Annotated in this window: 28 protein-coding genes; 27 read left to right on the forward strand and 1 reads right to left on the reverse strand. The window is 60.1% G+C overall.

The window, feature by feature from the left end; all coding sequences use genetic code 11:
- Positions 1-209: 209 nt before the first annotated feature.
- Positions 210-503 carry a transcriptional regulator gene (locus tag J2857_RS18805; protein WP_210011567.1) on the reverse strand — a complete coding sequence of 98 codons (294 nt, stop codon included), beginning with the start codon at positions 501-503 and terminating at the stop codon, positions 210-212.
- A gap of 484 nt (positions 504-987) precedes the next feature.
- On the opposite strand from J2857_RS18805, the gene rpsL reads away from it, so the two are divergent.
- From rpsL to J2857_RS18940, 27 genes are all read left to right on the forward strand, one after another.
- The gene (gene rpsL / locus J2857_RS18810) at positions 988-1359 is read left to right on the forward strand and encodes a 30S ribosomal protein S12 (protein WP_003547537.1); all 372 of its coding nucleotides are present in this window, start codon (positions 988-990) and stop codon (positions 1357-1359) included.
- A 78-nt stretch (positions 1360-1437) separates the two neighbouring features.
- Entirely contained in the window at positions 1438-1908 is a 471-nt protein-coding gene (gene rpsG, locus J2857_RS18815) for a 30S ribosomal protein S7 (RefSeq protein ID WP_007755828.1), read from the forward strand.
- Between the two features lie 33 nt (positions 1909-1941).
- A complete protein-coding gene (gene fusA, locus J2857_RS18820; protein WP_210011568.1) occupies positions 1942-4041 on the forward strand; it encodes an elongation factor G in 2100 nt (699 codons plus the stop codon).
- Positions 4042-4107: 66 nt separating this feature from the next.
- Positions 4108-5283 carry an elongation factor Tu gene (gene tuf, locus J2857_RS18825; RefSeq protein WP_037088622.1) on the forward strand — a complete coding sequence of 392 codons (1176 nt, stop codon included), beginning with the start codon at positions 4108-4110 and terminating at the stop codon, positions 5281-5283.
- A gap of 262 nt (positions 5284-5545) precedes the next feature.
- The gene (gene rpsJ / locus J2857_RS18830; protein WP_003547547.1) at positions 5546-5854 is read left to right on the forward strand and encodes a 30S ribosomal protein S10; all 309 of its coding nucleotides are present in this window, start codon (positions 5546-5548) and stop codon (positions 5852-5854) included.
- Positions 5855-5891: 37 nt separating this feature from the next.
- Positions 5892-6533, forward strand: a complete 642-nt coding sequence (gene rplC / locus J2857_RS18835) for a 50S ribosomal protein L3 (RefSeq protein WP_037084734.1) — start codon at positions 5892-5894, stop codon at positions 6531-6533.
- 13 nt (positions 6534-6546) lie between these two features.
- Positions 6547-7167, forward strand: coding sequence for a 50S ribosomal protein L4 (gene rplD, locus J2857_RS18840; RefSeq protein ID WP_037084733.1), 621 nt, complete (start codon positions 6547-6549; stop codon positions 7165-7167).
- Positions 7164-7457: a 50S ribosomal protein L23 gene (locus tag J2857_RS18845; protein ID WP_007761057.1), complete on the forward strand. Its 294-nt coding sequence runs from the start codon at positions 7164-7166 to the stop codon at positions 7455-7457. Before rplD ends, J2857_RS18845 begins: the two co-directional genes overlap by 4 nt.
- An 11-nt stretch (positions 7458-7468) precedes the next feature.
- Complete coding sequence (gene rplB / locus J2857_RS18850) at positions 7469-8305, forward strand: 50S ribosomal protein L2 (RefSeq protein WP_037084730.1); 837 nt, start codon at positions 7469-7471, stop codon at positions 8303-8305.
- 15 nt (positions 8306-8320) lie between these two features.
- Positions 8321-8599, forward strand: a complete 279-nt coding sequence (gene rpsS / locus J2857_RS18855; RefSeq protein ID WP_007770151.1) for a 30S ribosomal protein S19 — start codon at positions 8321-8323, stop codon at positions 8597-8599.
- 2 nt (positions 8600-8601) lie between these two features.
- Positions 8602-8991 carry a 50S ribosomal protein L22 gene (rplV, locus tag J2857_RS18860; protein ID WP_007770149.1) on the forward strand — a complete coding sequence of 130 codons (390 nt, stop codon included), beginning with the start codon at positions 8602-8604 and terminating at the stop codon, positions 8989-8991.
- Positions 8991-9731, forward strand: a complete 741-nt coding sequence (rpsC, locus tag J2857_RS18865; RefSeq protein WP_007770147.1) for a 30S ribosomal protein S3 — start codon at positions 8991-8993, stop codon at positions 9729-9731. The genes rplV and rpsC overlap by 1 nt, the downstream gene beginning before the upstream one ends.
- A 38-nt stretch (positions 9732-9769) precedes the next feature.
- Positions 9770-10183, forward strand: coding sequence for a 50S ribosomal protein L16 (gene rplP, locus J2857_RS18870; protein WP_007770145.1), 414 nt, complete (start codon positions 9770-9772; stop codon positions 10181-10183).
- A gap of 12 nt (positions 10184-10195) precedes the next feature.
- Positions 10196-10396, forward strand: coding sequence for a 50S ribosomal protein L29 (gene rpmC, locus J2857_RS18875; RefSeq protein ID WP_007770142.1), 201 nt, complete (start codon positions 10196-10198; stop codon positions 10394-10396).
- A gap of 11 nt (positions 10397-10407) precedes the next feature.
- Entirely contained in the window at positions 10408-10644 is a 237-nt protein-coding gene (rpsQ, locus tag J2857_RS18880; protein WP_037084728.1) for a 30S ribosomal protein S17, read from the forward strand.
- Positions 10645-10877: 233 nt separating this feature from the next.
- Complete coding sequence (gene rplN, locus J2857_RS18885; protein ID WP_007770138.1) at positions 10878-11246, forward strand: 50S ribosomal protein L14; 369 nt, start codon at positions 10878-10880, stop codon at positions 11244-11246.
- A gap of 12 nt (positions 11247-11258) precedes the next feature.
- Positions 11259-11567: a 50S ribosomal protein L24 gene (gene rplX, locus J2857_RS18890; protein WP_007770136.1), complete on the forward strand. Its 309-nt coding sequence runs from the start codon at positions 11259-11261 to the stop codon at positions 11565-11567.
- Positions 11560-12117: a 50S ribosomal protein L5 gene (gene rplE, locus J2857_RS18895; RefSeq protein ID WP_210011569.1), complete on the forward strand. Its 558-nt coding sequence runs from the start codon at positions 11560-11562 to the stop codon at positions 12115-12117. Before rplX ends, rplE begins: the two co-directional genes overlap by 8 nt.
- 33 nt (positions 12118-12150) lie before the next feature.
- Positions 12151-12456, forward strand: a complete 306-nt coding sequence (rpsN, locus tag J2857_RS18900; RefSeq protein WP_007770129.1) for a 30S ribosomal protein S14 — start codon at positions 12151-12153, stop codon at positions 12454-12456.
- A gap of 12 nt (positions 12457-12468) precedes the next feature.
- On the forward strand, positions 12469-12867 hold the full coding sequence (gene rpsH, locus J2857_RS18905; protein WP_037084724.1) for a 30S ribosomal protein S8: 399 nt from the start codon (positions 12469-12471) through the stop codon (positions 12865-12867).
- A gap of 43 nt (positions 12868-12910) precedes the next feature.
- Positions 12911-13444 (forward strand): 50S ribosomal protein L6, encoded by a 534-nt coding sequence (gene rplF, locus J2857_RS18910; RefSeq protein WP_037084723.1) that lies wholly within the window; start codon positions 12911-12913, stop codon positions 13442-13444.
- A gap of 12 nt (positions 13445-13456) precedes the next feature.
- A complete protein-coding gene (gene rplR / locus J2857_RS18915) occupies positions 13457-13819 on the forward strand; it encodes a 50S ribosomal protein L18 (protein WP_037084721.1) in 363 nt (120 codons plus the stop codon).
- Positions 13820-13970: 151 nt separating this feature from the next.
- Entirely contained in the window at positions 13971-14540 is a 570-nt protein-coding gene (gene rpsE / locus J2857_RS18920; protein ID WP_037084719.1) for a 30S ribosomal protein S5, read from the forward strand.
- Between the two features lie 11 nt (positions 14541-14551).
- The gene (rpmD, locus tag J2857_RS18925) at positions 14552-14764 is read left to right on the forward strand and encodes a 50S ribosomal protein L30 (protein WP_037084714.1); all 213 of its coding nucleotides are present in this window, start codon (positions 14552-14554) and stop codon (positions 14762-14764) included.
- Between the two features lie 16 nt (positions 14765-14780).
- On the forward strand, positions 14781-15260 hold the full coding sequence (gene rplO / locus J2857_RS18930; protein WP_210011570.1) for a 50S ribosomal protein L15: 480 nt from the start codon (positions 14781-14783) through the stop codon (positions 15258-15260).
- Between the two features lie 239 nt (positions 15261-15499).
- Positions 15500-16840 carry a preprotein translocase subunit SecY gene (gene secY / locus J2857_RS18935; protein WP_210011571.1) on the forward strand — a complete coding sequence of 447 codons (1341 nt, stop codon included), beginning with the start codon at positions 15500-15502 and terminating at the stop codon, positions 16838-16840.
- Positions 16837-17487 carry an adenylate kinase gene (locus tag J2857_RS18940; RefSeq protein WP_210011572.1) on the forward strand — a complete coding sequence of 217 codons (651 nt, stop codon included), beginning with the start codon at positions 16837-16839 and terminating at the stop codon, positions 17485-17487. Before secY ends, J2857_RS18940 begins: the two co-directional genes overlap by 4 nt.
- The last annotated feature ends 7 nt before the right edge of the window (positions 17488-17494 follow it).

Consider the following 17494-nt stretch of genomic DNA (forward strand, 5'->3'; position numbering starts at 1 on the left):
GAAACTGTTCGGCGGCTCGTGCATGGTTTGGTGAAATGCTTAGAGGGCAAGTACGCCGCGACAGCTCCTCCGCGAATACGACCGGCTTGGTTAGGCGCTGCCCCGTTGGTGAGGTGGAGAGAGACAAAAGCCGGTGAGCGGAGGGCCGGCCTCCTTGCGGCCGCCAGCGGGAGGAGGCGAGGGCAGCCAGGCCTCTTCGAAGATCGAGACTACTCGAACCGGATGATCGCCACCTCGCCTTCAAGGGCGCCTTGGTAGGCGGAGGCGTGCGGCTCGTCGGTGGGTTCGTCGGTCAGGACGCCGATCTGGTCGAGGTCGGCCTCGATGAAGCCTTCTTCCGAGAGGGCGTTGAGCGCCTCGCGGACGGCGGAATCGTCGTCGGGTGCGCGCAGCATGATATGCAGCTCGATGCCTTCGGCGCCCTTTTTCTCATAACCCTTGCCGATGATGATGAAGACCATCGGCCCGTCGAGGTTGTTGTCGTTGTCGGGTGTGGCGATCATGGTCATCTCCGCGAGCGAATCCCTGGTAACGTCCGAAGACGAGGCGGAACGGAAGGTTCCCGCACTCTTTAGTGTGATCGGCGATGATTCCCAAACATTATCCGCGAGGCCATCTCATATTTCTGGAAACCCTGTCTCGAAACCCTCCGTTTGGCCCCGAAACCAAGGGTTTGGGGCAATAATTTAGGATTTGGTCTTGACGGGCAGGGGGGAAAACAGTAAACGCCCCGCATCGGAAGCGATGTGAGGCTTGCCCGTTCGGAACGACTCGTTCCGGAGTATGCCTCAGACACGGTTCCATACGCACGTTGAAGACACGAATGCTGCACGCACGACGCATGAGGAATGCGTCCTCTGCTTTCTGTGGTCCATCCGAAAAGCGGATCGGGCCACGTTTTGCGCATGAGGAAATGTGTGTGCCGCCGCCGGAAACGGCATCAGATCGGCCCGAAAGGGTACTGAGAAAAACGTAAGGGATGGTTGAATGCCTACCGTAAACCAGCTGATCCGCAAGCCTCGCCAGGCGAACGTAAAGCGTAACAAGGTTCCTGCTCTGCAGGAAAACCCCCAGAAGCGCGGTGTTTGCACCCGCGTTTACACGACGACCCCGAAGAAGCCGAACTCGGCTCTGCGTAAGGTTGCCAAGATCCGCCTGACCAACGGCTTCGAAGTCATCGGCTACATCCCGGGTGAAGGCCACAACCTGCAGGAACACTCCGTCGTGATGATCCGCGGCGGCCGCGTCAAGGACTTGCCGGGCGTTCGCTACCACATCATCCGCGGCGTTCTCGACACCCAGGGCGTCAAGAACCGCAAGCAGCGCCGTTCCAAGTACGGTGCGAAGCGTCCGAAGTAATTCGGTATTCTGATTATCCGGCGCTGCGCGAGGTTCTCCGCGTGGTAAAGCGCCCGCAACAATTGAGAGACAAGAAGTATGTCCCGACGCCATAGTGCAGAGAAGCGTGAGATCAATCCGGACCCGAAGTTCGGCGATCTGGTCGTCACGAAGTTCATGAATGCGATCATGCTCCACGGCAAGAAGTCCGTGGCTGAAAACATCGTTTACGGCGCGTTCGACGTCGTGCAGGGCAAGGCCAAGGCCGACCCGCTGGGTATCTTCCATTCGGCGCTCGACAATGTCGCGCCGCATGTCGAAGTGCGTTCGCGCCGCGTTGGTGGTGCGACCTACCAGGTTCCGGTCGACGTTCGCCCCGAGCGCCGTCAGGCTCTCGCGATCCGCTGGGTGATCGCTGCCGCCCGCAAGCGTAACGAGACCACCATGGTCGATCGTCTTTCCGGTGAACTTATGGATGCTGCGAACAACCGTGGCAGCGCCGTCAAGAAGCGTGAAGACACGCACAAGATGGCCGACGCCAACCGCGCATTCTCGCATTACCGTTGGTAATCTTCACTCGATCGAATTTCGAAAGGCAGTCCTATGGCTCGCGAATATAAAATCGAAGACTACCGCAATTTCGGTATCATGGCGCATATCGACGCCGGCAAGACCACGACCACCGAGCGTATTCTTTATTACACCGGCAAGTCGCACAAGATCGGCGAAGTTCACGACGGCGCAGCCACGATGGACTGGATGGAGCAGGAGCAGGAGCGTGGCATCACGATCACTTCCGCTGCGACCACGACCTTCTGGAAGGGCCGCGACGGCAAGATGCGCCGCTTCAACATCATCGACACCCCCGGCCACGTCGACTTCACCATCGAAGTCGAACGTTCGCTGCGCGTGCTCGACGGTGCTGTCGCTCTTCTCGACGCCAATGCCGGCGTTGAGCCGCAGACGGAAACCGTCTGGCGCCAGGCCGACAAGTACAACGTTCCGCGTCTGATCTTCTGCAACAAGATGGACAAGACCGGCGCCGATTTCTATCGCTCGGTCGAGATGATCAAGACGCGCCTCGGCGCGACTGCGGTCGTCTGCCAGCTGCCGATCGGTGCCGAAACCGAGTTCAAGGGCATCGTCGATCTGATCGAGATGAACGCTCTCGTCTGGCGCGACGAGTCGCTCGGCGCTCAATGGGACGTCGTCGAAATCCCGGAAGACCTGAAGGCTCGTGCCGAGGAATTCCGCGAAAAGATGATCGAGACCGTTGTCGACATCGACGAAGAAGCCATGGAAAACTATCTGAACGGCGTCATGCCGGACAACGATAAGATCCGTGCGCTCATCCGTCGTGGCACGATCGACGTCAAGTTCTTCCCGATGTTCTGCGGCTCCGCCTTCAAGAACAAGGGCGTTCAGCCGCTCCTCGACGCCGTTGTCGAATTCCTGCCGTCCCCGGCAGACATTCCGGCGATCAAGGGCATCGACGTCAAGACCGAAGCCGAGATCGACCGTCATGCCGATGACAACGAGCCTCTCTCGATGCTCGCTTTCAAGATCATGAACGACCCCTTCGTGGGTTCGCTGACCTTCTGCCGTATCTACTCGGGCAAGCTCGAAAAGGGCGCGGCCCTGCTGAACACGGTCAAGGAAAAGCGCGAGCGCGTCGGCCGTATGCTGCAGATGCACTCGAACTCCCGCGAAGACATCGAAGAAGCCTTCGCAGGCGACATCGTGGCTCTTGCAGGCCTCAAGGAAACCACCACTGGCGACACGCTCTGCGATCCGCTGAAGCCGGTCATCCTCGAGCGCATGGAATTCCCCGAGCCGGTCATCCAGATCGCCATCGAGCCGAAGTCCAAGGGCGACCAGGAAAAGATGGGCCTCGCGCTCAACCGCCTGGCTGCCGAAGACCCGTCCTTCCGCGTCAAGACCGACGAGGAATCCGGCCAGACGATCATCGCCGGCATGGGTGAACTTCACCTCGACATTCTCGTCGACCGCATGCGTCGCGAGTTCAAGGTCGAAGCCACCGTCGGTGCTCCGCAGGTTGCCTACCGCGAAACCATCACGCGCAAGCACGAAGAAGACTACACGCACAAGAAGCAGTCCGGCGGTACCGGCCAGTTCGCGCGCGTCAAGATCGTCTTCGAACCGAACCCGGATGGCGACGACTTCAAGTTCGAGTCCAAGATCGTCGGTGGTGCTGTTCCGAAGGAATACATCCCGGGCGTCCAGAAGGGCATCGAAAGCGTCCTGTCTTCCGGCCCGCTGGCTGGCTTCCCGATGCTGGGCGTCAAGGCGACCCTCATCGACGGCGCCTTCCACGACGTCGACTCGTCGGTTCTGGCATTCGAAATCGCCTCCCGTGCCTGCTTCCGTGAAGCAGCCAAGAAGGCCGGTGCCCAGCTCCTCGAGCCGATGATGAAGGTCGAAGTCGTCACGCCGGAAGATTACGTCGGTGACGTCATCGGCGACCTGAACTCCCGTCGCGGCCAGATCCAGGGCCAGGAATCGCGCGGCATCGCCGTCGTGATCAACGCCCACGTGCCGCTCGCGAACATGTTCAAGTACGTCGACAACCTGCGCTCCATGTCCCAGGGCCGCGCGCAGTACTCGATGACCTTCGATCACTACGCACCGGTTCCGACCAACGTCGCAAACGAAATCCAGGCAAAGTACTCCGGTCAGAAGTGACCGGGGTAACCCGCCCAATCAATTAGAGAATAACCCCTGACGGGGATAAGAACGGAGAAGCCGGAAATGGCAAAGAGCAAGTTTGAGCGCAACAAGCCGCACGTCAACATTGGCACGATCGGTCACGTTGACCATGGCAAGACGTCGCTGACGGCCGCGATCACGAAGTACTTCGGCGAGTACAAGGCCTATGACCAGATCGACGCGGCTCCTGAAGAGAAGGCTCGCGGCATCACCATTTCGACGGCACACGTCGAATATGAGACGCCGGCCCGCCATTATGCGCACGTCGACTGCCCCGGCCACGCCGACTACGTCAAGAACATGATCACCGGTGCGGCGCAGATGGACGGCGCGATCCTGGTCTGCTCGGCAGCCGACGGACCGATGCCGCAGACCCGCGAGCACATCCTGCTCGCCCGTCAGGTCGGCGTTCCGGCGATCGTTGTGTTCCTGAACAAGGTCGACCAGGTCGACGACGCCGAGCTTCTCGAGCTCGTCGAGCTGGAAGTGCGCGAACTTCTGTCGTCCTACGACTTCCCGGGCGACGACATCCCGATCATCAAGGGTTCGGCGCTTGCCGCTCTTGAAGATTCGGACAAGAAGATCGGCGAGGATTCGATCCGCGAGCTGATGGCCGCTGTCGACGCCTACATCCCGACGCCTGAGCGTCCGATCAACATGCCGTTCCTGATGCCGATCGAAGACGTGTTCTCGATCTCGGGTCGTGGTACGGTCGTGACCGGCCGCGTCGAGCGCGGCATCGTCAAGGTCGGCGAAGAAGTCGAGATCGTCGGCATCCGCCCGACCTCGAAGACGACGGTGACCGGCGTTGAAATGTTCCGCAAGCTGCTCGACCAGGGCCAGGCCGGCGACAACATCGGCGCACTGGTTCGCGGCGTGAACCGTGACGGCGTCGAGCGTGGCCAGATTCTCTGCAAGCCGGGTTCGGTCAAGCCGCACAAGAAGTTCATGGCCGAAGCCTACATCCTGACGAAGGAAGAAGGCGGCCGTCATACGCCGTTCTTCACCAACTACCGTCCGCAGTTCTACTTCCGCACGACGGACGTGACGGGCATCGTGTCGCTGCCGGAAGGCACCGAAATGGTCATGCCGGGCGACAACGTCACGGTTGCCGTCGAGCTGATCGTTCCGATCGCGATGGAAGAAAAGCTGCGCTTCGCGATCCGCGAAGGCGGCCGCACCGTCGGCGCCGGCATCGTCGCCTCGATCATCGAGTAAGTTTTAACGCAAGCGGCCTTGGCCGCTTGCGTATGACACAAAAATGTAGCAAATGGCGCGCGAGCGTGATTTGCCGTCTGCTTCGGGTTCGAGGCGGGCAATGAACAAACAAGGTGGGCCAAAGGCCCGAAGACTGGAAAGGGACGCCGTATTTCGGTGTCCCCTTCGATCTTTGAAACCGGTGGTCCGCCTTAAGGTAAGAGAACAACCCGTGCCCTATTGGGTTGGCACGTGGATAAACAGACAACAAGGATAACGTCGAATGAACGGCCAAAATATCCGCATTCGCCTGAAGGCGTTCGATCACCGCATTCTCGACGCGTCGACGCGCGAGATCGTGTCGACGGCGAAGCGCACCGGCGCAAGCGTCCGGGGCCCCGTTCCGCTTCCGACCCGCATCGAGAAGTTTACGGTTAACCGGTCCCCCCACATCGACAAGAAGAGCCGCGAGCAGTTCGAGATGCGCACGCATAAGCGCCTTCTCGATATCGTTGACCCGACACCGCAGACGGTGGACGCGCTGATGAAGCTCGACCTCGCCGCTGGTGTCGATGTTGAGATCAAGCTCTGAGACGTCTGTCTCGGGCTGAGTGAGAAGGATTGAACCGATGCGTTCAGGTGTAATTGCACAGAAGGTGGGAATGACGCGCGTCTACAACGACGCAGGCGAGCATGTCCCTGTAACCGTATTGCGGTTGGAAAACTGCCAGGTCGTGGCTCAGCGCACCGTAGACAAGAATGGCTACACTGCCGTTCAGTTGGGTGCCGGCACTGCCAAGGTGAAGAACACGACCAAGGCGCTGCGCGGCCATTTCGCCGTTGCCGAAGTCGAGCCGAAGGCGAAGCTCGTCGAGTTTCGCGTTTCCGAAGACAATCTGATCGACGTCGGCACCGAGCTGACGGCTGGTCACTTCACGGCGGGTCAGCTGGTGGACGTCACCGGTACCTCGATCGGTAAGGGTTTCGCCGGCGCCATGAAGCGCCATAACTTCGGTGGTCTCCGCGCCACGCACGGTGTGTCCGTTTCGCACCGTTCGCATGGTTCGACTGGTAACAACCAGGATCCGGGCAAGGTCTGGAAGGGCAAGCGCATGGCTGGTCACATGGGCCAGACGCGTATCACCACCCAGAACCTCGAAGTCGTTTCCACCGACGAGAACCGTGGCCTGATCCTCGTCAAGGGTGCCGTTCCCGGCTCCAAGGGCGCTTGGATCGTCGTTCGCGATGCCGTCAAGTCGGCCGCGAAGTAAGGGAGCCAAGCACATGGAATTTAACGTCAAGACCCTCGAGGGAAAAGACGCCGGCAAGGTAGCCCTGTCGGACGAGATTTTCGGCCTCGATCCCCGCGAAGACATTCTGGCCCGTATGGTTCGTTGGCAGCTCGCCAAGAAGCAGCAGGGTACGCACAAGACCAAGGGTCGTGCTGAAGTCTCCCGCACCGGCGCCAAGATGTACAAGCAGAAGGGTACGGGCCGCGCTCGTCACCATTCGGCTCGCGCTCCGCAGTTCCGCGGCGGCGGCAAGGCTCACGGCCCGGTCGTTCGCAGCCACGAGCATGACCTTCCGAAGAAGGTTCGCGCCCTGGCTCTCCGTCACGCCCTCTCTGCAAAGATGAAGGCTGAAGACATCATCATCGTCGACAACCTGGTTGCCGCCGAAGCAAAGACCAAGGCGCTTGCCGGTTCGTTCGCTTCGCTCGGCCTCACCAACGTGTTGTTCATCGGCGGCGTTGAGCTCGACAGCAACTTCAAGCTCGCAGCCCAGAACATCCCGAACGTCGACGTTCTGCCTGTTCAGGGCATCAATGTTTACGACATCCTGCGTCGCGGCAAGCTGGTGCTTTCCAAGGCGGCCGTGGAAGCTCTAGAGGAGCGTTTCAAGTGACCGACATTCGCCACTATGATGTGATCGTATCTCCCTCGATCACCGAAAAGTCGACGCTGGTATCCGAACAGAACCAGGTCGTCTTCAACGTTGCCAAGACTGCTTCCAAGCCGGAAATCAAGGCTGCCGTAGAGGCGCTGTTCGGTGTGAAGGTCACGGCCGTCAACACGCTTGTCCGCAAGGGCAAGGTGAAGCGGTTCCGCGGCTTCATCGGCAAGCAGAAGGACGTCAAGAAGGCTGTCGTCACCCTGGCCGAAGGTCAGACGATCGACGTCTCCACCGGTCTCTGAGGTATAAGATAATGGCATTGAAAAGCTACAACCCGACGACCCCGAGCCAGCGTCAGCTGGTCATCGTCGACCGGTCCGGCCTCTGGAAGGGCAAGCCCGTCAAGAAGCTCACCGAGGGTCTCTCCAAGAGCGGCGGTCGCAACAACTACGGCCGCATCACCGCCCGCTTTATCGGCGGCGGTCACAAGCGGACCTATCGCCTGATCGACTTCAAGCGTCGCAAGTTCGACGTCGAAGGCACGGTCGAGCGTCTGGAATACGACCCGAACCGTACGGCCTTCATCGCTCTCGTCACCTATACCGACGGCGAGCAGGCCTACATCCTGGCTCCGCAGCGTCTTGCTGCCGGCGACAAGGTGATCGCGTCCGAAAAGGCCGTCGACGTAAAGCCCGGCAACACCATGCCGCTGCAGTACATCCCGGTCGGCTCGATCGTTCACAACGTCGAAATGAAGCCGGGCAAGGGTGGCCAGATGGCTCGCTCCGCCGGCACCTATGTTCAGCTCGTCGGCCGCGATGCCGGCATGGCGATCCTGCGCCTCAACTCCGGCGAACAGCGCCTCGTACCGGGCTCCTGCCTGGCTTCGATCGGTGCGGTTTCCAACCCGGATCACGGCAACATCAACGACGGCAAGGCCGGTCGCACCGTCTGGCGCGGCAAGCGTCCGCATAACCGCGGCGTCGTCATGAACCCGGTCGACCATCCGCACGGCGGTGGTGAAGGCCGCACCTCGGGTGGCCGTCATCCGGTCAGCCCCTGGGGCAAGCCGACCAAGGGCAAGCGCACACGTTCGAACAAGTCCACGGACAAGTTCATCATGCGTTCGCGCCACCAGCGCAAGAAGTAAGAGAGGAAGTCACTAATGGCTCGTTCAGTATGGAAAGGTCCGTTTGTTGACGGCTATCTTCTCAAGAAGGCTGAGAAGGTGCGCGAAGGCGGACGGAGTGAAGTAATCAAGATGTGGACCCGCCGGTCCACCATCCTGCCGCAGTTCGTTGGCTTGACGTTCGGCGTCTACAACGGCAGCAAGCACATTCCGGTCAGCGTCAACGAAGACATGGTCGGACACAAGTTCGGTGAATTCGCTCCCACCCGTACCTATTACGGTCACGGCGCGGACAAGAAGGCGAAGAGGAAGTAATCATGGCGAAGGCTAAGACCGAACGCCGGCTGAAGGATAACGAGGCGCAGGCAGTTGCGCGTACGCTCCGCGTCAGCCCCCAGAAGCTGAACCTCGTTGCCGCCATGATCCGCGGCAAGAAGGTCGAACGCGCGCTTGCAGAACTCGAATTCTCGCGCAAGCGCATCGCCGGCACGGTGAAGAAGACCCTCGAGTCCGCAATCGCCAATGCCGAAAACAACCATGACCTCGACGTCGACGCGTTGATCGTTTCGGAAGCCTATGTCGGCAAGTCGATCGTGATGAAGCGCTTCCACGCTCGCGGCCGCGGCCGTGCATCGCGGATCGAGAAGCCTTTCTCGCATCTGACGATCGTCGTGCGCGAAGTCGAGGAAAAAGGGGAGGCTGCATAATGGGCCAGAAAATTAATCCGATCGGTTTCCGCCTCGGCATTAACCGCACCTGGGACAGCCGTTGGTTCGCCGACAACGCGGAATACGGTCAGCTCCTCCATGAGGACCTGAAGATCCGCGCCTACCTGATGTCGGAACTGAAGCAGGCCGGTATCGCCAAGGTGGTCATCGAGCGTCCGCACAAGAAGTGCCGCGTCACGATCCACTCGGCTCGCCCGGGCCTGATCATCGGCAAGAAGGGTGCGGACATCGAGAAGCTTCGCAAGAAGATCGCAACGATGACCAATTCGGAAACGCATCTCAACATCGTTGAAGTGCGCAAGCCGGAAATCGACTCGACGCTCGTCGCCCAGTCGATCGCCCAGCAGCTCGAGCGTCGCGTGGCCTTCCGCCGTGCGATGAAGCGTGCCGTTCAGTCGGCCATGCGTCTCGGTGCCGAAGGCATCAAGATCACCTGCGCCGGCCGTCTCGGCGGTGCTGAAATCGCCCGTACCGAATGGTACCGCGAAGGTCGCGTTCCGCTTCATACGCTGCGTGCAGACATCGACTACGGTACGGCGGAAGCCGAAACCGCATTCGGCATCTGCGGCATCAAGGTCTGGATCTTCAAGGGCGAAATCCTTGAGCACGATCCGATGGCTTCTGAACGTCGCGCCATGGAAGGCGATGCCCAGGGTCCCGCAAGCCGCGAACGCGGCGATCGTGGTGACCGTGGCGATCGCCGCCGCGAAAACGCTTGATCAACGCTGGCGAAAGATAAGCTCGGAGAAGTAAGAAAATGTTGCAGCCAAAGCGTACCAAGTACCGCAAGCAGTTCAAGGGTCGCATCAAGGGTGTGGCCAAGGGCGGCTTCGACCTGGCCTTCGGTGAATTCGGCCTGAAGTCCCAGGAACCCAACCGCGTCAACGCCCGCGAGATCGAAGCGGCCCGCCGCGCGATCACCCGCGCGATGAAGCGCGCCGGCCGTGTCTGGATCCGCGTGTTCCCGGACGTTCCGGTCACCGCAAAGCCGACCGAAGTCCGCATGGGTAAGGGTAAGGGCGGCGTCGAATACTGGGCCTGCAAGGTCAAGCCCGGTCGCATGATGTTCGAGATCGACGGTGTTTCCGAGGAGCTCGCCCGCGAGGCGCTTCGTCTCGGTGCTGCCAAGCTCTCGGTCAAGACGCGCTTCGTACAGCGCATCGCAGAGTAAGGAGCAAGGCACATGAAAGCCGAAGACGTTCGCGGCCTCACGGCCGATCAGCTCAAGGACAAGCTCGCCGACCTGAAGAAGGAGCAGTTCAACCTGCGCTTCCAGAAGGCTACCGGTCAGCTCGAGAAGTCCTCGCGCATCACCGAAGTCCGCAAGGACATCGCCCGCGTGAAAACCATTGCCCGCCAGAAGGCGGCAGAAGCCAAGGCCTAAGGAAAAATAATATGCCGAAACGCATTCTGCAGGGCGTCGTAGTTTCCGACAAGAACGAGAAGACCGTTGTTGTCCGGGTCGAGCGCCGCTTCGCGCATCCGCTGCTTCAGAAGACGGTCCGCCGTTCCAAGAAGTACAAGGCGCATGACGAGAACAACCAGTACAAGGTAGGTGACGTCGTTTCCATCGAGGAATGCGCGCCGATCTCCAAGGACAAGACCTGGACGGTCGTTTCCGCCCAGGCTTAATTTGCTTCGGATTGCGTCTGGGCCTTGCGCCCGGCGCAGAATCCTGTATGAAGCCCCCACTGGCGCAGGACGCTCGGAAACGAGCGTTCTTTTGCTTTGAGCGCAGGGAAGGTCCTTTTAAGGAAACCACCTTGGCAAGACCCCACCCGCGCACAACGAGATTCTGTCCATAAGCCGAAACGGGGCGTTTTTAACGCCCGGTCGTTCCGGTCATTAGAAAAAGGCGACCTGACATGATTCAGATGCAAACAAACCTCGACGTGGCGGATAATTCCGGCGCACGTCGTGTCATGTGCATCAAGGTGCTGGGCGGCTCCAAGCGCAAGTACGCTTCCATCGGCGACATCATTGTCGTTTCGATCAAGGAAGCCATCCCGCGCGGCCGCGTCAAGAAGGGTGACGTGATGAAGGCGGTTGTTGTGCGTACCGCCAAGGACATCCGTCGTCCGGACGGCAGCGTCATCCGCTTCGACAACAACGCAGCGGTCCTCATCGACAACAAGAAAGAGCCGATCGGCACCCGTATCTTCGGACCGGTTCCGCGCGAACTTCGCGCCAAGAACCACATGAAGATCATCTCGCTGGCTCCGGAAGTACTGTAAGGAGCTCATGCGATGAACAAGATCAAGAAGGGCGACAGCGTCGTCGTACTCGCCGGCAAGGACAAGGGCCGTACCGGCGAAGTCCTTCAGGTTATGCCGAAGGAAGACCGCGCCGTCGTGCGTGGCATCAACATGGTGAAGCGCCACCAGCGTCAGTCTCAGACGCAGGAAGCCGGCATCATCAACAAGGAAGCGTCCATTCACCTGTCGAACATCGCGATCGTCGCGAAAGACGGCAAGCCGACCCGCGTTGGCTTCTCCGTCGTCGACGGCAAGAAGGTGCGTGTAGCCAAGCGTACGGGAGATGTGATCGATGGCTGAGGCAAAGTATGAGCCGCGGCTCAAGGTGGAATACAATTCCCGTATCCGCGCCGCGTTGAAGGAGCAGTTCTCCTACACCAACGACATGATGATCCCCAGGCTGGACAAGATCGTCATCAACATGGGTGTCGGCGAAGCGACGGCTGACTCGAAGAAGCCTTCCGTGGCTGCCGCCGACCTGGCCGCCATTGCCGGCCAGAAGCCGGTCATCACGAAGGCACGGAATTCCATCGCGGGCTTCAAGGTTCGCGAATTCATGCCGATCGGTGCAAAGGTCACGCTTCGCGGCGCCCGCATGTACGAATTCATGGACCGTCTGATCAACATCGCGCTTCCGCGCGTTCGCGACTTTCGTGGCTTGAACCCGAAAAGCTTTGACGGCCGTGGCAACTTCGCCATGGGCATCAAGGAGCACATTGTGTTCCCAGAGATCAATTACGACAAGGTTGATCAGATGTGGGGCATGGACATCATCGTTTGCACGACGGCTACCAAGGACGACGAAGCACGGGCTCTCTTGAAAGAGTTCAACTTCCCGTTCCGCCAGTAACCGTAACGACGAGCGTTTAGAAGGAACTCCCATATGGCGAAAACCAGCGCAGTTGAAAAGAACAAGCGCCGCCGCAAGACAGTTGCCAACCAGGCCGCCAAGCGTGCGACCCTGAAGGCAACCATCATGAACCAGGAACTTTCGATCGAAGAACGGTTCAAGGCAACCCTGAAGCTCGCTTCTCTGCCGCGCGATGGCTCGAAGACGCGTATCCGCAACCGTTGCGAAGTCACCGGTCGCCCGCGCGCTTTCTATCGCAAGCTCAGGATGTCGCGTATCGCGCTTCGTGAGCTCGGCAATCTCGGCAAGGTGCCGGGCATCGTCAAGTCGAGCTGGTAAGGAGATCGTTAGATGACCATGACTGATCCCTTGGGCGATATGCTCACCCGTATCCGCAACGGCGCAGCCCGCCGCAAGTCGACCGTGTCCACGCCTGCTTCCAAGCTGCGTGCCCGCGTCCTCGACGTTCTGCAGGCTGAAGGCTATATCCGCGGCTATTCGGAAATCGACTACGGTAACGGCAAGGCCGAGATCGAAATCGAACTCAAGTACTACGAAGGCGCGTCGGTGATCCGTGAGATCGGCCGCGTGTCCAAGCCGGGCCGCCGGGTTTATGTCTCGGTAAAGTCCATTCCGCAGGTCGCGAACGGCCTCGGCATCACCATCCTTTCGACTCCGAAAGGCGTGATGGCCGATCACCAGGCTCGCGAACAGAACGTTGGTGGCGAGGTTCTCTGCTCTGTCTTCTAAGACAGGGTAGGGGAACTCCATAGCGAACAGACAGGATTGAAACATGTCTCGTATCGGTAAAAAACCCGTTCCGGTTCCTGCAGGGATCACGGCCACTGTTGATGGCCAGAAAGTGACTGCCAAGGGCCCGAAGGGTGAGCTTTTCTTCGTCGCAAACGACGAAATCAAGCTGGAACTCGAAAACAATGCTGTCTCGGTGACCCCGGTCAACGACAGCAAGGATGCTCGTTCGAAGTGGGGCATGTCCCGCACGATGATCGAAAACATCTTCAAGGGTGTGAAGGACGGTTTTGAGCGCAAGCTTGAAATCAACGGCGTTGGTTACCGCGCATCGCTGCAGGGCAAGAACCTGCAGCTGGCTCTCGGTTTTTCCCACGACGTGGTCTATCAGACCCCGGAAGGCATCACCATTGCCGTGCCGAAGCCGACGGAAATCATCGTCACCGGCATCAATAAGCAGCAGGTCGGTCAGGTTGCCGCGGAGATCCGTGAATACCGCGGTCCAGAGCCCTACAAGGGCAAAGGCGTCAAGTACGCTGAGGAACGGATCGTCCGCAAGGAAGGCAAGAAGAAGTAAGGACGACGGATCATGGCAACGAGAAAAGAAGCACTCACCAAGCGTGCGAGCCGTGTTCGCCGCCAGATCAAGAAGGTCGCAAACGGCCGTCCGCGTCTGTCGGTTCACCGCTCGTCCAAGAACATCTATGTCCAGGTCATCGACGACGTGGCCGGCCGCACGCTTGCTGCCGCCTCCACGCTCGACGCTGGTCTGCGCGCCTCGCTGAAGACCGGCGCTGACGTTGCGGCTGCCGCCGCTGTCGGCAAGCTGGTTGCGGAACGCGCCACCAAGGCCGGCGTGACGGAAGTCGTGTTCGACCGCGGCGCCTTCATCTACCACGGCCGCATCAAGGCGCTCGCCGAAGCTGCCCGCGAAGGCGGCCTGAGCTTCTAAGAATTTTCGCCCGCATCCCTGAAGAAGGGGAGGCGGGCGAAATGCGGTTCGCCGCACGCATCAGTCGTCCCATCCTAGTCCTTCACGGGCAGGGGATGGTTGGCTCCCGGAAATTGCCCATTGCACCCGGAAAAGAAAAAGGAAAAGAACAATGGCACAAGAAAGAAGAGGCCAGCGCGAAGATCGCCAGAGCCGCGAAGAGCGCGATAGCGAATTCGTCGACAAGCTGGTCGCGATCAACCGCGTCGCCAAGGTCGTCAAGGGCGGCCGTCGTTTTGGTTTTGCAGCTCTCGTCGTCGTCGGCGACCAGAAGGGCCGCGTCGGCTTCGGCCATGGCAAGGCACGCGAAGTGCCGGAAGCCATCCGCAAGGCGACCGAAAGCGCAAAGCGCGATCTGATCTTCGTTCCCCTGCGTGATGGCCGTACGCTGCATCACGATGTCAACGGCCGTCACGGCGCCGGCAAGGTTCTGCTGCGCTCGGCCAAGGCTGGTACCGGCATCATCGCCGGCGGCCCGATGCGCGCCGTATTCGAAACGCTCGGCGTCCATGACGTCGTTGCCAAGTCGACCGGTTCGTCGAACCCTTACAACATGGTTCGCGCCACGTTCGACGCCCTGAAGCATCAGGTGCATCCGAAGGACGTAGCAGCTCAGCGCGGCATCAAGTATGCAACGCTGCAGTCTCGCCGCGCCGCTTCCGGCAATGCGCAGGAAGAATAAGGAGAGCGATAATGGCCAAGAAAGCCACTCAGGCAGAAGCCAAGAAGACGGTTACGGTCGAGCAGACCGGTAGCCCCATCCGCCGCCCGGCCGTACAGCGTCAGACGCTGATCGGTCTCGGCCTCAACAAGATGCACCGGACCCGTACGCTGGAAGATACTCCTTCCGTTCGTGGCATGATCCGGGCTGTCCAGCATCTCGTTCGCGTCGTCGACGAGAAGTGAGACGGAGGAATTGACCATGAAACTGAATGAGATCAAGGACAACGAGGGCTCTTCCAAGGACCGTATCCGCGTAGGTCGCGGCATCGGTTCGGGCAAGGGCAAGACCGGTGGTCGCGGCGTGAAGGGTCAGAAGGCCCGTTCCGGCGTCGCCATCAAGGGCTTCGAAGGCGGCCAGATGCCGATCTATCGTCGCCTGCCGAAGCGCGGCTTCACCAACATCTTCAAGACTGACTACGCCACCGTTTCGCTCGGCCGTATTCAGGCCGCGATTGATGCCAAGAAGCTCGACCCGAAGGCAACGATCGATGCTGCCGCCCTCAAGGCTGCCGGCGTCATCCGTCGCCCGAAGGACGGCGTTCGTCTCCTCGCCGACGGCGAGCTGAAGTCGAAGGTTTCGATCGAAGTTGCGGGCGCCTCCAAGGCTGCCGTAGAGAAGATCGAGAAGGCCGGCGCTTCGATCAAGCTGCTCGTCGTAGCCGAAGCAGCGGCCGAATAAATCGTTTTGAAATCGCCCGGTTTGTGCTTCACACCGGGCGATTTTATCTCCATATGTGAGCCTCACGATCCCGAAGCGATCCTGTTGGTCGCCTGACCGGGATCATACGGAAAACAGGGTGAGGCATCCGATTGCATTGGCAATCTCGCGCGCCCGGTTTTTTGAACCAGATTTTTTAGACTGCTTTCCGGACCCGGCATTTCCCCCGCCGCCGGAGAATTGGTCAGGCGGAGAATTGCATGGCTTCTGCAGCGGAACAACTTGCCTCCAATCTGAATTTTGCGACTTTCGCAAAAGCGGAGGATCTCAAGAAGCGGCTTTGGTTTACCCTCGCGGCACTTCTCGTGTATCGCCTCGGTACCCATATTCCGCTTCCGGGCTTGAACCCCGAAGCCTATGCGCAGGCCTTCCGCGGCCAGGCCGGTGGCATCCTCGGACTTTTCAACATGTTTTCGGGCGGTGCAGTGGAGCGCATGGCGATCTTCGCGCTCGGCATCATGCCCTATATTTCCGCATCTATCATCGTGCAGCTGATGACCTCGGTCGTCCCCTCGCTTGAAAACCTCAAGAAGGAAGGCGAAGCCGGCCGCAAGATCATCAACCAGTACACCCGCTACGGCACGGTGCTGCTCGGTACGCTGCAAGCCTACGGTATCGCAGCCGGTCTCGAGAGCGGCCAGGGCCTGGTGCTCGATCCGGGCTGGTTCTTCAAGATTTCGACGGTCGTGACGCTGCTCGGCGGCACCATGTTCCTGATGTGGCTCGGTGAGCAGATCACCTCGCGCGGCATCGGCAACGGCATTTCACTGATCATCTTCTCCGGCATCGCCGCCGGCCTGCCGACCGCTCTTGCTGGCACGCTCGAACTCGGCCGCACCGGCGCTCTGCCGACGGCGCTGATTCTCACCGTCCTGATCGTCGCCATCGGCGTCATCGCGCTGATCGTCTTCGTCGAGCGCGCCCAGCGCCGCTTGCTGATCCAGTATCCGAAGCGCCAGGTCGGCAACCGCATGTTCCAGGGCGATACGTCGCACCTGCCGCTGAAGCTCAACACTTCGGGCGTCATCCCGGCGATCTTCGCCTCGTCGCTGCTGCTTCTGCCGGCGACGGCCGCGGGCTTTGCCGGCAATGCCGGCCTGCCGGCCTGGGCGACGATGATCATCTCGGCGCTTGGCCACGGCCAGCCGCTGTTCATGCTGTTCTATGGCCTGCTGATCGCCTTCTTCGCCTTTTTCTATACGGCGATCGTCTTCAATCCGAAGGACACTGCCGACAATCTGAAGAAGCATGGCGGCTTCATTCCGGGCATCCGTCCGGGTGAACGCACGGCTGAATACATCGATTATGTGCTGACCCGCATCACGGTCATCGGCGCGATCTACCTTGTCTTTGTCTGCATCCTGCCGGAATTCCTGGTGGCCCGCACCGGCGTGCCATTAGCCCTTGGTGGGACTTCGCTTTTGATTGTTGTCAGTGTAACCCTCGATACGGTAGCACAGATTCAGGGGCACCTCATTGCGCAGCAGTATGAGGGTCTGATCAAGAAGTCGAAACTGCGCGGAGGAAAGAGGGGACGATGAGACTGATTCTTTTGGGGCCGCCGGGCGCGGGTAAGGGGACCCAGGCCCAGCGGATCGTGGAGAAGCACGGTATCCCGCAGCTCTCCACGGGCGACATGCTGCGTGCAGCGGTTGCCGCCGGGACGGAAGTGGGCAAGCGCGCCAAGGCCGTCATGGATGCCGGCAATCTTGTCTCCGACGAGATCGTCAACGCGATCGTCTCCGAGCGCATCGACCAGCCCGATTGCGCCAATGGCTTCATCCTCGATGGTTTCCCGCGCACCCTGGTGCAGGCGGATGCGACCGAGGCGATGCTGAAGGCGAAGGGCCTCGACCTTTCCGTGGTCATCGAACTGCGTGTCGATGACAAGGAGCTCGTGCGTCGGGTCTCCGGCCGTTATTCCTGCGCGAACTGCGGCACGACCTATCACGATACGGACAAGAAGCCGTCCCAGGAGGGCGTCTGCGACAAGTGCGGTTCGACGCATTTCAAGCGCCGTCCCGACGACAATGCCGAGACCATGACCAAGCGCCTCGAGGTCTACTACAAGGAAACCTCGCCGCTGATCGGTTATTACCATGCCAAGGGCAAGCTCAAGGCCGTCGATGGCATGGCGGACATGGACAAGGTCACGGCCGATATCGAAAATATTCTGGCGGCTCTTTGAGCCGTCA

The organism is Neorhizobium galegae (assembly GCF_017877055.1).
GTDB classification, from domain to species: Bacteria; Pseudomonadota; Alphaproteobacteria; order Rhizobiales; family Rhizobiaceae; genus Neorhizobium; species Neorhizobium galegae_D.

Coding starts and splice junctions, on each gene's coding strand:
- J2857_RS18805 (WP_210011567.1), bottom strand. CDS start 503: ATGATCGCCACACCCGACAACGACAACAACCTCGACGGGCCGATGGTC.
- rpsL (WP_003547537.1), top strand. CDS start 988: ATGCCTACCGTAAACCAGCTGATCCGCAAGCCTCGCCAGGCGAACGTA.
- rpsG (WP_007755828.1), top strand. CDS start 1,438: ATGTCCCGACGCCATAGTGCAGAGAAGCGTGAGATCAATCCGGACCCG.
- fusA (WP_210011568.1), top strand. CDS start 1,942: ATGGCTCGCGAATATAAAATCGAAGACTACCGCAATTTCGGTATCATG.
- tuf (WP_037088622.1), top strand. CDS start 4,108: ATGGCAAAGAGCAAGTTTGAGCGCAACAAGCCGCACGTCAACATTGGC.
- rpsJ (WP_003547547.1), top strand. CDS start 5,546: ATGAACGGCCAAAATATCCGCATTCGCCTGAAGGCGTTCGATCACCGC.
- rplC (WP_037084734.1), top strand. CDS start 5,892: ATGCGTTCAGGTGTAATTGCACAGAAGGTGGGAATGACGCGCGTCTAC.
- rplD (WP_037084733.1), top strand. CDS start 6,547: ATGGAATTTAACGTCAAGACCCTCGAGGGAAAAGACGCCGGCAAGGTA.
- rplB (WP_037084730.1), top strand. CDS start 7,469: ATGGCATTGAAAAGCTACAACCCGACGACCCCGAGCCAGCGTCAGCTG.
- rpsS (WP_007770151.1), top strand. CDS start 8,321: ATGGCTCGTTCAGTATGGAAAGGTCCGTTTGTTGACGGCTATCTTCTC.
- rplV (WP_007770149.1), top strand. CDS start 8,602: ATGGCGAAGGCTAAGACCGAACGCCGGCTGAAGGATAACGAGGCGCAG.
- rpsC (WP_007770147.1), top strand. CDS start 8,991: ATGGGCCAGAAAATTAATCCGATCGGTTTCCGCCTCGGCATTAACCGC.
- rplP (WP_007770145.1), top strand. CDS start 9,770: ATGTTGCAGCCAAAGCGTACCAAGTACCGCAAGCAGTTCAAGGGTCGC.
- rpmC (WP_007770142.1), top strand. CDS start 10,196: ATGAAAGCCGAAGACGTTCGCGGCCTCACGGCCGATCAGCTCAAGGAC.
- rpsQ (WP_037084728.1), top strand. CDS start 10,408: ATGCCGAAACGCATTCTGCAGGGCGTCGTAGTTTCCGACAAGAACGAG.
- rplN (WP_007770138.1), top strand. CDS start 10,878: ATGATTCAGATGCAAACAAACCTCGACGTGGCGGATAATTCCGGCGCA.
- rplX (WP_007770136.1), top strand. CDS start 11,259: ATGAACAAGATCAAGAAGGGCGACAGCGTCGTCGTACTCGCCGGCAAG.
- rplE (WP_210011569.1), top strand. CDS start 11,560: ATGGCTGAGGCAAAGTATGAGCCGCGGCTCAAGGTGGAATACAATTCC.
- rpsN (WP_007770129.1), top strand. CDS start 12,151: ATGGCGAAAACCAGCGCAGTTGAAAAGAACAAGCGCCGCCGCAAGACA.
- rpsH (WP_037084724.1), top strand. CDS start 12,469: ATGACCATGACTGATCCCTTGGGCGATATGCTCACCCGTATCCGCAAC.
- rplF (WP_037084723.1), top strand. CDS start 12,911: ATGTCTCGTATCGGTAAAAAACCCGTTCCGGTTCCTGCAGGGATCACG.
- rplR (WP_037084721.1), top strand. CDS start 13,457: ATGGCAACGAGAAAAGAAGCACTCACCAAGCGTGCGAGCCGTGTTCGC.
- rpsE (WP_037084719.1), top strand. CDS start 13,971: ATGGCACAAGAAAGAAGAGGCCAGCGCGAAGATCGCCAGAGCCGCGAA.
- rpmD (WP_037084714.1), top strand. CDS start 14,552: ATGGCCAAGAAAGCCACTCAGGCAGAAGCCAAGAAGACGGTTACGGTC.
- rplO (WP_210011570.1), top strand. CDS start 14,781: ATGAAACTGAATGAGATCAAGGACAACGAGGGCTCTTCCAAGGACCGT.
- secY (WP_210011571.1), top strand. CDS start 15,500: ATGGCTTCTGCAGCGGAACAACTTGCCTCCAATCTGAATTTTGCGACT.
- J2857_RS18940 (WP_210011572.1), top strand. CDS start 16,837: ATGAGACTGATTCTTTTGGGGCCGCCGGGCGCGGGTAAGGGGACCCAG.